Source organism: Acinetobacter sp. 18QD2AZ41W (assembly GCF_009829025.1).
GTDB lineage: Bacteria > Pseudomonadota > Gammaproteobacteria > Pseudomonadales > Moraxellaceae > Acinetobacter > Acinetobacter pseudolwoffii.
In genome coordinates this window covers 49,917-62,574 of sequence record NZ_WURP01000003.1, presented here as the reverse complement: position 1 = coordinate 62,574, position 12,658 = coordinate 49,917, and the positions used below count along the sequence as shown (strand labels likewise).

Genomic DNA, 12,658 nt, shown 5'->3' with positions numbered 1-12,658 from the left:
CCGAAATCATTCATATTCTTTGATATAAATTATCTGCTCACTCTACCATAATCGAACTTTAAGCACGACGAAATTTCTTCAGGATATCCAGCACCAGACATGCAAAATTCTCATACCGATTCTAGTCCACTTTGTCGCGTACGCGTTGCTGTACCTGTGCATGTATTCGATTGTTTTGATTACAGTATGAATGCAGAACAATTTGAGCAGGCCCAGGTCGGCGCACGCGTATTGGTATCTTTTGGACGACAGAATCTGGTTGGGGTGATTATCGAAAAGCTCTCCGCAGATACTCCGGTCGACCCACGTTTTAAACTCAAGCCCGTCACTGAATTGCTGGATGAACGTGCCATCATAGACCCTAAAGTTTTAAGTTTGTTGACATGGTCGGCACAGTATTATCAGTTTCCGATGGGTGAAGTGGTGCACAGTGCCCTGCCAACGCTGTTACGCCAAGGTAAGCCTTATAACCTGCTGGCCCGCACCTGGAAACTTCTGAACCCTGATGCTGAAGCTAAAATACGCCGTTCGGAAAAGCAGCAGGAAGCCTACCGGATTTTAAAACTGCATCCGGTTGGCACCACTGAAAATGTATTGAATTTGGCCGGAATTGAAACTGCGACCTTAAAAGCACTGGAGAAAAAAGAGATTTGTACCTGTGTGCTGGAGCCACAAGATTTCAGTCCACAGCCGATGCAATTGGCGCAAATGCCGCTAACCGCTAATCCTGAACAGAAACATGCCATTGATCAGGTATTAAAGTATCGCAATCAATATCAGGCTTTTTTACTGGATGGTCTGACCGGCAGCGGCAAAACCGAAGTCTATCTACAAATCATGCAACAGGTGCTGAAACAGGGCAAGCAGGTTTTGGTGCTGGTACCGGAAATTGGTCTGACCCCGCAAACGATTAGCCGTTTCCAGTCGCGTTTTCAGTGTCATATCGCGCTATTGCATTCAGGCCTAAATGATACAAAACGTCTGCAAGCCTGGCAGGCAGCAGAAACTGGCAAAGCTTCAATCATCCTCGGCACACGTTCCGCCATCTATACCCCCATACCGAATTTAGGTCTGATCATTCTGGATGAAGAACATGATTTGTCTTTTAAGCAGCAGGAAGGCTTCCGCTATCATGCCCGCGATGTCGCCCTGTACCGCGGCCATTTACAGCAATGTCCAGTGCTGCTGGGATCAGCGACGCCAAGCATTGACAGTTATGCGCTGGTTGAACATGGCAAAATGCAGGTGCTGGAGCTGAATCAACGTGCCGGCACAGCCTTAATGCCGAAAATCCATATTCTGGATTTAAAGGTGGCACAGAAAAAGCATGGCATCAGTCTGCAACTGATTCAGGACATCAAAAAGCGTCTGGAGAAAAAAGAACAGGTACTGATCTTTTTAAACCGCCGTGGCTATGCCCCCGTCCTGCTTTGTGGCAGTTGTGGCTGGCAGGCACAATGTCCGCACTGCGATGCCAATTTTACTGTGCATCGCCAGCCTTATCAGCATCTGCATTGCCATCACTGTGGCACCATTCACCGAATGCCGGAGCACTGTCCGCAGTGTCAGCATCAGGAACTGGTCACACTGGGTATGGGCACTGGCAAGGTCGAAGAACATCTGAATGAACTTTTTCCGGATCATGAAGTGATTCGGGTCGATCGCGATTCCACCAGCCGGGTGGGTAGCTGGCAAAAAATCTATGACAAGATTCAAAAAAGTGAACCCGCGATTCTGCTCGGCACCCAGATGCTGGCCAAAGGGCATCATTTTCCTTATGTGACGCTGGTGGCGATTCTGGATATTGATTCCGGTCTGCTCAGTGTGGATTTCCGTGCCACCGAACGTACCGCACAACTGATCGTTCAGGTCTCAGGCCGGGCCGGACGTGGTGAACACAAAGGCGATGTCTATTTGCAGACGCTCAGACCGGATCATGCCCTGCTGAATACCTTGGTCAATGAAAATTATCGTGTGTTTGCCCAGCAGACCTTAAAGGAACGGCAAATTGCCCAGATGCCGCCCTATCGTTATGCCATCCTGATTCGCTGCGAATCCAAGGATCAGGCACAAAATACCGAATTCTTACAGAAACATGCGGCATTCCTCAGGCAATATCCTGATCTGGTGCTGGACATCTGGGGGCCCATTCCTGCGCCGATGGAACGTAAGGCTGGGCGCTATCAGTCGCATATGGTGCTTTTGTCAGCAGATCGTCCACGTTTGCATTACTATGTGCGCAGCTGGTGGCAGAATATGCTGCAGGACAAACCTTCCAGCATGAAGCTGACGCTGGACATTGACCCGCAAGAACTCAGCTAAGAGAATTGCATCTGAGTCCATGTCCGGGACATACGCATCAACGTCTTGATCAAGCATAAAATTTAGGACAGGAAAATGTCGATACTGTTACAAATAACACTGGTTTTGGTGGTCGCACTTTTAATAGTGCCACTGAGTAAAAGGCTCAGACTACCAAGCGTACTGGGCTATCTGTTAACAGGACTGATCTTAAGTCCCGGTATTTTGCATCTGATTCAGACTCCAGACCTGATGAACAGTTTCATGAACGTCAGCCTGTTGGCACTGCTGTTCTGGATCGGGCTGCAACTCAGACCACAACGCATCGCCCAGATCAGTCAATCTCTGTGGATGACGGCTGCTTTGCAGGTACTAATGAGCACCTTGATTTTTAGCCTGCTGGCCTGGATTTTTCTACAACAAAGCCTGCTAGCCAGTATTGTGATTGGACTTGCTGGCAGTCTGTCAGCCATGACCTTGGTGATTCAACAACTCCACAATCAGGAACAGTTTGCCACCAGCTATGGTCAACAGACCTATTCAATCCTGCTGCTGCATGCCCTGCTGGCCATTCCTGTGATTGCCGCCATTCCTTTATTTAGTGGAATTCCCTCGACCGAACACGGAGTGGCTTATTTTGCCGCGATGATCACTACTTTTACCGGCTTGTTCCTGTGTAATCGCTATCTGATGCAGCCACTATATCGCTGGATTGCAAAAAGTGGCAGTCACGAACTGCATGCCATTGTGGCGATTGCGGTAACTTTGGCACTGCTGCTCTTGATGAGTACGCTTGGACTGAATCTGTTTCTTGGCGCTTTATTTGCCGGGATTTTACTGGCAGATTCAGATTTCCGGCCCGCGGTAGAAAGCACCATTCGGCCTTTTCAGGGCTTATTGATGGGCCTAGCCTTTATCAGTCTGGGCATGTCATTACAGCTATCTGATCTGTTGAATTTCCTCTGGATCATTCTCGGTGGCACTTTCACTTTGATCTTGGTCAAGTTTGCAATCAGTTTGGTATTGGCGCGTTATCATCAAAATAGCTGGCGCAATAGTACTTTGTTAGCAGCTAATCTGGCGCAAGGCGGCGAATTTGCCTTGCTGGCGCTGGTGATTGCGGTATCCGACCAGATCATTGCAGCCAATCTGTTGTCTCCCTTGCTCTGGATGGTGAGTTTCTCATTGTTACTTAGCCCGGCATTTTACTGGTTATTACACAGTCAGGTTTTACCGCGTTTGGATCAAAACAATCATCTGGCAGCCACCTTCGAAACCGATTCCAGTCCTCAAGCCAGCCCCCCTATTTTGCTGATTGGATTTGGCCGCTTTGGACAAATTATTGCCCGGATTTTACTGCAACAACAGCATGTATTTAGTGTCATGGACAGCAATGTGCCAGCCACTGAACTGCTTGCGCAGTATCAGATTCCTTTCTATCAGGCCGATGCGACAGAGCCAGAAACTTTGGCACATGCAGGAATTGCGATGGCCCAGCAAGTGATTATTGCCATTGATGATATTGAAGATTCGATGCTGATCGTGCGGCATATCCGGCTGAATTATCCTGAAACTTGTTTATGGGTACGCGCACGTGATCGTCATCATGTGCATCTGTTACAGGATTTAGGTGTAGAGAAAATCTGGCGTGAAAACTACTTTTCAGCACTGGAAATGAGTGAGGCTTTGTTAAGCCAGTTGAATACTGCTCCGGAAGAAAGTCAGCAACAGATTGAATACTTCCGCGCACATGATGAAAAATTACTCAACAGTCAATACCATCTAGATTCGGATCAACACGCAAGTTATGAACATCACCGCAGTAGCTTGGCAGAACTCGAACATCTGTTTGCGCAGGATCAACGCAACAAAGTTCAAAAAACAGATACACAGCCGCAACAGGATACAAACGGCGCAGGAATTGATGCGTTAAGAGATGATCTGTCATAACTTGTGTTTTACAATAATGACACCATTAAAGCAGGGTTATGGAGAATTTTATGTCTGATTTACGCCAACGCTTTTTTATTGAAGATAGCCCTGTTCGTGGTGAAGTGGTGCATCTTGAAGAAGCTTTACAAACCATTTTAGCGCAACGTGACTATGCACCTGCGGTCAAGATTCTGTTGGGTGAAATGCTCACTGCGACTGCACTGCTTGCCAGCACCTTGAAGATTAAAGGGCGTATCAGCCTGCAAATTCAGGCATCGGGCACATTTAAATGGGCAATGGCTGAATGCAACCACCTGGGTGAAGTTCGCGCTTTGGCGGACTATGAAGAAGATCCGCACTTTCTGGTGGGGGAAGACAGCAGCACCATCTTAAAGTCACTGGTTTCTCCAGTGCTGTTTATCAATATCGAACCAGAATTTGGTGAGCGTTATCAAGGTATTGTGCCGCTGGACAAAGAAAATCTGGCTGGCTGCCTCATGCAGTATTATGACCTGTCTGCACAGATTCCAACGCGCATTGTACTGGCAAGCGACCATCAGCGCGCCGGTGGTTTACTGATTCAGCTATTGCCACGGAATAGTGAAGAAGAACAGCGCCGTGTTGATGAAGATTTATGGCCGCGTCTGACCATGCTCACTGAAACCTTGAAAACTGAAGAACTAATCGGCCTGCAAGCCACTGACATTCTTTACCGTTTATATAATGAGGAAGAGGTGCGCTTACCAGAAACTGAAGCCTTGAAATTTGGCTGTACCTGCTCTAAAGAGCGCTGTGCAGTGGCCTTACAACAGATTGGCGTAGAATCAATACGTGAAACACTGGAATTCCAGAATCCGATCAAAATGGATTGTCAGTTCTGTAATAGCCAATATACCTTTACAGCCGAAGAGGCCTTAGGTCTATGTGGTGAACATCTAAGCTAAACGGTGCTAAGCATGAGTTTAAAAAAGCATTCCTCAGGAGTGCTTTTTTATGTTTTAAAATTTACATGACGAAGCTCAACAGAGCATATTTACCTCCAGTAGAAAACCTGCCTATTCACTGAATCCGATCCTCAGATAAACCCCACCTCAAAATCCCATTTAAATTATAAGACTATTCACATTAACAAAGACCAAATAATCATCGTTTTAAAAAAATTATGAGAATACAATCACATTTTATAGTATTGATTTAATTATGCTTTTAAAATAAATTAGAGTAATAATTCTAAAATGAATACAGTATCAAATTTAACAGGTATGTTATGAAAAAATTATTGAACACTCTAGTGATGGGGATAAGTTTGGCTGCGGTTTCTAGCTTGGCCTTTGCCTATGAAGATCCATTAGTGGGTAAATGGAAAACCATTGATGATCAATCAGGCTATTCTCGTGCGGATGTAGAAGTTCGTAAGAAAGCGGATGGTAGCTATGAAGGAATAATTGTCGCAACACGTAGCTTGCCTGGCGCAGAGAAAATGGGCATCTGTCATAAATGTCCAGGTCAGCTCAAAGACAAACCGTTTATAGGCCTGCCGTTTATCTGGGATTTTAAAGCAGATCCGAAAAAGCCACGTGAATACCATGACGGCAAAGTGCTTGATCCGATCAGTGGCAAAATTTACAAAGGCAAAGCACGCCTAAGCGCCAATGGCAAACGTCTAACCTTGCGTGGTTATGTCGGTGTCTCAGTAATTGGCCGCAGTGTAACCTGGATAAAACATTAATTTCAGAAAGATTTTCAAAGCCTCTGTATCAGGGGCTTTTTCTTTGTCATGATTTGAAACAATAAGGTACAAATAAAAACTGTTTTGGCGCAGCTAAAGTCATAATAATGGATCGAAGACGGTTATTTTTTATCCATTTATGATGATCAATCTTCAGCCTTGTTCAATTCTGTCATCAGGTCTGCTTTGCCGTCCTCATAGGGCAGCGTATATTCAACACAGGAAAGTGTTTGAACACACTCGGTCAATAAAACATAAAACTATAAAAACAGCGTTCACTTTCACCTTCTCTTATTCGCGCGTTCCTGAGGCATTGAATACCGAAACATACCGATTTTTTTCTCGTGATCATTTGAGTCTGCATATCCGAAGAATAGAAAGCGTTTTACTTCAGCACCTTTTCATTCTCTCAATTTTGCACACTTGGCTGTTTAAGGAGTAGAGCCATGACTACAATTCAGTACCAAGAAAGCTTTTCACAGGACTATACCCCGTCAGAAATTATGGACGATCACTCATTTGACCTCATCCACTTCGCAGAAGCATGCGGACAAAGCCCGGAATGGGTCATGCAATTGATTGAACATGGAATTCTGCCCGATCGTTCTCCTATCACGCCAGCCAGCACTTTCCTCGGTGAGGATATTTCGCGTGCACAACGCGCCTATCGCCTGCAACGCGATTTTGATGCGTCATTTACCGCAGTCGCGATGATGCTGGACCTCATCGATGAAGTGCAGGAGTTACGCCGCGAGGTCAAACATTTGCATTTTAAGTAAGTCCTTTGATGCTCTGTCTATCTGCATCTTTCGCTGCAGATCAGGGCATATTTATTTTTAATTTGATGATTAGAGTATAAAAAGCGCTATGAAAACCAAAGATTGTAATAAAAAAATGAAATACATGTTTCCCGAATACCGCGACTTGATTGTGCAACTTCGCGAGGAAAATCCATACTTTGCCAAATTGTTTGAGGAACATAATGAGCTGGACAGGAAAATTAGTCAGCTTGAACTCGACCCGGTCAATCATATCAACAATGATATTGAAGCGATCAAGCGTAAAAAGCTAAAATTGAAAGATGAAATTTATCGTCTGCTAAAAAGTTCTGAAGCCGATCCCCTGACCTAAGATCAACTGCTTAATACAGACTCAGATCGTGCGACAATCGTTGACAGCCTGTGGGCCGATTCAAACATTTTGGCCAGATGTGCGGAGATTTTCCGAAGCATAAAAAAAGCCCTGAACAGCCAAAGTAAGCACTTTGATCAAGCTCAGGGCTTTTGATATTTCATTCCCATGAGCTAACTCATGGGAATATTCAGTAGATTAAACTTGTTCGATGTCTTTCATGGTCAATTTGATACGGCCACGGTTGTCAACGTCTGCAACCTGTACCTTCACTTCTTGACCTTCTTTCAATACATCTGCAACGTTCGCAATGCGTTCGTTCGAGATTTGAGAGATATGAAGTAAGCCATCAGTACCCGGAAGAATATTCACGAACGCACCGAATTCAACGATACGAATCACTTTACCCACGTAAATTGTACCTGGTTCGATCTCAGCAGTTAATGCTTGAATCTTCGCAACTGCAGCAGCGGCTGCCGCTTTAGTTTCACCGAATACGCGAACTGTACCGTTATCTTCAATATCGATTGCAGCTTTCGTTTCTTCAGTAATCGCACGAATCGTCGCGCCGCCTTTACCGATTACATCACGGATTTTGTCCGGGTTGATGTTGATCACTTGGAATGTTGGTGCATGCATCGAAATTTCAGGACGAGCGCGTGAAATTACTTGGTTCATCTCATTAAGAATGTGCATACGACCGGCATAAGCCTGGTTCAATGCAGACTCCATGATCTCTTCAGTAATCCCTTCGATCTTGATGTCCATTTGCAGTGCAGTAATACCGTTTGCAGAACCTGCGACTTTAAAGTCCATGTCGCCAAGATGATCTTCATCACCCAGGATGTCAGAAAGAACTGCGAAACGCTCGCCTTCTTTCACTAGACCCATTGCGATACCCGCAACTGGTGCTTTCAATGGAACACCGGCATCCATAAGTGATAGAGAAGCACCACATACAGAAGCCATTGAAGATGAACCGTTCGATTCTGTGATGTCAGATACGATACGGATCACGTACGGGAAGCGGTCAGCTGCAGGAAGAACCGCTTGAACACCACGACGTGCTAGACGACCGTGACCGATTTCACGACGCTTAGGACCAGATTCACGACCCGTTTCACCTACAGAGTATGCAGGGAAGTTGTAGTGAAGCATGAAGTTGTCAGTTTTAGTACCTGCAAGGGTATCAACCATCAACGCATCACGGGTATTACCCAAAGTTGTTGTAACCAATGCCTGAGTTTCACCACGTGTGAACAATGCAGAACCATGTGCACGACCTAATACGCCCACTTGTACATCGATTGCACGAACAGTTTTAGTATCACGACCATCAATACGTGGCTTACCAGACAAGATGTTGTCACGAACCGTGCGGTATTTAAGATCTTCGAAGAGTTCGTTTACTTCGTCAGCAATACCTGTTTCATCTTCTTCAGGAACGAACTGAGCAACCGCTTCTGCGTGAAGTGCATCAAGCGCCGCATAACGGTCTTGTTTCACAGCAATTGTGTAGGCTTCAGAGATTTTCGCTTCGAATGCATCTTTTAATTGACCAAGAAGCGCTTCATTTTTGCTTGGAGCAACCCAAGTTGACTCCACTGCGCCAGCTGCTGCAGCAAATTCTTTGATCGCTTGAATCGCGATTTGCATTTCGTCATGACCGAACAATACAGCGCCCAGCATTTGGTCTTCTGAAAGTTCTTTCGCTTCAGATTCAACCATCAATACTGCAGCTTCAGTACCTGCTACAACCAGATCAAGATCAGACTCTTTTAACTGTTCGTGGTTCGGGTTCAGGATGTATTCACCGTTGATCAAACCAACGCGCGCGCCGCCGATTGGACCACGGAAAGGCGTACCCGCAATCGACAATGCAGCAGAAGTACCCAGCATTGCAGCAATGTCAGCATCCATGGTTTTGTCAGATGAAATTACTGTCGCAGTCACTTGAATTTCGTTGAAGTAACCTTCTGGGAACAATGGACGAATTGGACGGTCGATCAGACGTGAAATTAAAGTTTCAGCTTCAGACTGACGGCCTTCACGCTTACCATAACCACCCGGGATACGACCTGCAGCATATTGCTTTTCTTGGTAGTTAACAGTCAATGGGAAGAAGTCTTGACCGGCTTTTGCTTTAGGTTGCGCTACAACAGCAACAAGAACCTGTACGCCGCCCATGGTGATCACAACAGTGTTTGCTTGACGTGCAACGCGACCTGTTTCAAGAATCACGTTGTGTTGACCGAATTGGAATTCTTTACGAATAATATTAAACATCGACATGTTTTATTTTTTCCTAGTTCTTGTGAACAATTATTCTAGTGGAGACCCCTAAGGTTTGGCATTCACGACCATATAGACGAACAAATGACAAAGCTTAGAAGCCGACCTCACCAGATTAAATACTATTTTTAAACACAAAGAAGGAGCGAAACATTCGCCCCTTCCACTGGCCTAGCCAAAAGCTAAACCGACTTTAGTTTTCAGCAATAAAGCACAAAGCATGCAATAACCCGAAAATAAAGTTTAAATCGAATTAACGACGTAAACCTAAAGCACCGATCAATGCTACATAACGACCGTGGTCTTTACCATTTAGGTAGTCAAGCAGCTTACGACGTTGGTTAACCATACGGATTAGACCGCGACGGCTATGGTGGTCGTGTTTGTGCTCTTTGAAGTGACCTTGTAAGTCATTGATTTGAGCAGTCAAAAGAGCTACTTGAACTTCTGGTGAACCAGTGTCGTTTTCAGCGCGTGCGAATTTAGCAATGATCTCTGCGCGATCTGCGTTAGTTAAAGCCATTCGATTTCTCCGAGATGCTTATATATTTTGATAAAAATCAATGTAATGAGAATTCAAAACCTTGACTGCCGTGCATCACTACAGCAAGTTGCATATTTTAAGGGAAAATGCGCCAAATTGCAAAAATAGATCAGCACTTTTAAATGTTTTCAATCGGTGATTTATTTAAAGCGAAGCTGTTGTCCATTGATCCTGAGTTATTCAAGATCTGTACTGTTTTAAGCGAGATCATCTAGACCACTTAAATAGAGAAATCGACCTAAGCAATTAGAACGCTTTTTCTATTGTTTTAATGTACCGTCGTCTGTCTGAATAAAAAATAGATAAAAAAAAGCCCGAGTTTAGTCGGGCTTTTTGGCGCTGTAGTTCTTTCTCTTATCATTATTATTTATTGTGTTTTTTATAGCGTTTTACGCTTGTTATTATTTTCAAACATCCTGTTGAAAAATCACCTTCCTTGTGTGGTAGATTTTGCCATATTCTACAAAGACAAGTAGAGGCATTTAGCGTATCTTGCTGTAAGCTATTTCGTACAATAACTAGCCTAAAAGTTGCATAATATTACATTAATACCACTTTATTTAACCTAATTCGCTTAAATCCAGCCATTCCACAACAATATCCAACTTTAGAATTAAGGTAAATATCTAGTATTTTGAAATATAAATTAATTAAATATAAAAAAGCCTTGTAGTCTCTCCCAAAACTACAAGGCTTAGCGGCTGTAAGTTTCCTCTTTTTACTTACCTCACTGTAAGTTCGCTGTCTACTGACATTCTTTTTATAATTATACGATTATGCTCAACTTTCCGTGTTGAGTTATTTTGTATGACCAATCTTCTCAAAAACTGAGTAAAAGCTCCATGCGGCAATTTCTTGAATCCGTGTAAGCTTTTACCTACAAGATCTGATTATTTTTTGCCAATAAACTAGTAGATTGTTCAAGTATTTTTTGACTTAAACCACTTTTACGTGTGGTTCGTACGCATAAGGCTTGTGTAAAAGCGTCACAATCTACCAATAAACTGACCACTTTTTTAGCACGGGTAATTGCAGTATAAATCAACTCTTTACTTAATAGATTTTGCGCATATTGATCCAGCACCACTGCGGTATGTGCAAATTCTGAACCTTGAGATTTGTGAATGGTCAGTGCAAAAGCGGTTTCTATACTCTTTGGCAAACGGGTGGCTAAGACCCATTTTTCCAGACTCGGAAAATAGACTTCAAACTGGCACTGACCAGACTGCTCACGTAAAAAACAGATGCCAATATCACCATTGGATAAACCCAGTTGATAATCGTTATAGGTCATCATGACCGGCCGCCCGACATACCAGTCACCCTGCTTCAGTTGACCTTGAGCGGCTAAAAAGCGTTGTTCAATCTGTAGATTGATTTTGAATAAGCCCAGATCACCAGAACGAATCGCAGTTAAAATACGGTAATCATCAAATGATCTCACCACCTGTTGTACATATTGCTCGAAATCATCTAAGCCTTGCTTATTTTTGACAGCCTGTGTATAGGCCTGATAACCATACATCAACTGATCATAATATTGATTCAATGTAGTGGCCGTCTGTTCAGCACTAGGCGCTAAATATTGCAACTGGAGCTGGTCAATCTCAACCCGATCCAAGGTGATGGCTTGTAATTCACTGGCAGTGACAATCTGCTGCTCAAATTTTTGCAGGACATTGGCAGCTTCATGCTGCTGCTGAATAAAATCAGCCATTGCCCCAATCTTGGCCCCTGCTTTAAAACGTCGTGTGGTGATTAAGTTGACCCGATTATCCTGCAAAGTCGCAACCTGTTGCAGATCTGCCAGAACGGTGCCGACATCCACAGAAGCCAACTGGTCTGCATCGCCAAGTAAAATCAGACGTGCCTGAGATGGTACAGCGGCCAGCAACATCTGTGACAGACTTAAATCCAGCATCGAGGCTTCATCGACCACAATTACGTCATAGGGCAAAGGCTGTTTGGCATGAAAACGTGGCTGTCCGCGCGTGCCCAATCCCAATAAACGATGCAGGGTCACGGGTTGTAACTGTTGTAGTGCAGCTATTTCAAACTGCTGCAAAACTTCAGTCTGTAAGGCTTTTTGCAGCGCTTCTTTCATCCGCTGTGCAGCCTTTCCGGTCGGCGCGGCCATGGCAATCCGGATATTCGGCAGCGCATCATATAAAACTGCAATAATATGCGCCAGCGTATAAGTTTTACCGGTTCCCGGCCCGCCAGTAATAATACTGAAGGCTTGCTCTGCCACCATTTGCAGGGCTTTTTGCTGCTGTGGATCTGAGAGCAGACTGCGGTCACGTGCTGTTAACTCCAGGGCTGCAATAGACTGGGTCTTGATTCGTGCTATATGCGTTGCCACTGCCTGTTCCAGCTGCCAGTAGCGGTACAGATATAAATGCTGATCTTCAAACACCAAGGGGGCAATACCCGTGCCTTGCTGAGCATGATCACGCACCAGATTATGCAATAATGCCATTTGTTGAGGAAGCGCTTCAATGCAGCTATCGCCGGCCTGCATCGCCTCAAGCAATTGCTGAATCAGTAATTTTGCTGCCGGATCAAATGTAGCCGAGCTAAATGGAGGCTGACATAAATAGTCAATCCAGGCCATCAAACTGGCGTTTTGTTGCGACACGTGATTCTGCTCATTTTCCACACAGTTATCCTCAAAGTTATCCACAGGATAATTTTCTGTTTAATCTCTATATATTTTATCAGGCAGCAAA

General features: G+C 44.5%; 9 protein-coding genes. 6 read left to right on the top strand and 3 right to left on the bottom strand.

Going from position 1 to position 12,658, the window contains the following annotated elements; all coding sequences use genetic code 11:
* The first annotated feature begins 99 nt into the window (after window positions 1-99).
* From GVV58_RS06165 to GVV58_RS06140, 6 genes are all read left to right on the top strand, one after another.
* Window positions 100-2,322: a primosomal protein N' gene (locus tag GVV58_RS06165; protein WP_159516184.1), complete on the top strand. Its 2,223-nt coding sequence runs from the start codon at window positions 100-102 to the stop codon at window positions 2,320-2,322.
* Between the two features lie 75 nt (window positions 2,323-2,397).
* The gene (locus tag GVV58_RS06160) at window positions 2,398-4,251 is read left to right on the top strand and encodes a cation:proton antiporter (protein ID WP_159516183.1); all 1,854 of its coding nucleotides are present in this window, start codon (window positions 2,398-2,400) and stop codon (window positions 4,249-4,251) included.
* Between the two features lie 50 nt (window positions 4,252-4,301).
* Complete coding sequence (locus GVV58_RS06155) at window positions 4,302-5,177, top strand: Hsp33 family molecular chaperone HslO (protein WP_005095347.1); 876 nt, start codon at window positions 4,302-4,304, stop codon at window positions 5,175-5,177.
* Between the two features lie 323 nt (window positions 5,178-5,500).
* Window positions 5,501-5,962: a DUF2147 domain-containing protein gene (locus GVV58_RS06150; protein WP_005095344.1), complete on the top strand. Its 462-nt coding sequence runs from the start codon at window positions 5,501-5,503 to the stop codon at window positions 5,960-5,962.
* Between the two features lie 446 nt (window positions 5,963-6,408).
* Window positions 6,409-6,741, top strand: coding sequence for a chaperone modulator CbpM (locus tag GVV58_RS06145; RefSeq protein WP_074383946.1), 333 nt, complete (start codon window positions 6,409-6,411; stop codon window positions 6,739-6,741).
* An 88-nt stretch (window positions 6,742-6,829) separates the two neighbouring features.
* A complete protein-coding gene (locus tag GVV58_RS06140) occupies window positions 6,830-7,093 on the top strand; it encodes a YdcH family protein (RefSeq protein WP_005095339.1) in 264 nt (87 codons plus the stop codon).
* Between the two features lie 198 nt (window positions 7,094-7,291).
* On the opposite strand, the gene pnp is transcribed toward GVV58_RS06140, so the two are convergent.
* The 3 genes from pnp to recD all read right to left on the bottom strand — a co-directional run bounded on the left by pnp (window position 7,292) and on the right by recD (window position 12,588).
* Complete coding sequence (pnp, locus tag GVV58_RS06135; RefSeq protein WP_171063368.1) at window positions 7,292-9,379, bottom strand: polyribonucleotide nucleotidyltransferase; 2,088 nt, start codon at window positions 9,377-9,379, stop codon at window positions 7,292-7,294.
* Window positions 9,380-9,638: 259 nt separating this feature from the next.
* Window positions 9,639-9,908 (bottom strand): 30S ribosomal protein S15, encoded by a 270-nt coding sequence (rpsO, locus tag GVV58_RS06130; protein ID WP_004637724.1) that lies wholly within the window; start codon window positions 9,906-9,908, stop codon window positions 9,639-9,641.
* An 898-nt stretch (window positions 9,909-10,806) separates the two neighbouring features.
* Window positions 10,807-12,588 carry an exodeoxyribonuclease V subunit alpha gene (gene recD / locus GVV58_RS06125; protein ID WP_159516182.1) on the bottom strand — a complete coding sequence of 594 codons (1,782 nt, stop codon included), beginning with the start codon at window positions 12,586-12,588 and terminating at the stop codon, window positions 10,807-10,809.
* Between the last annotated feature and the right edge of the window lie 70 nt (window positions 12,589-12,658).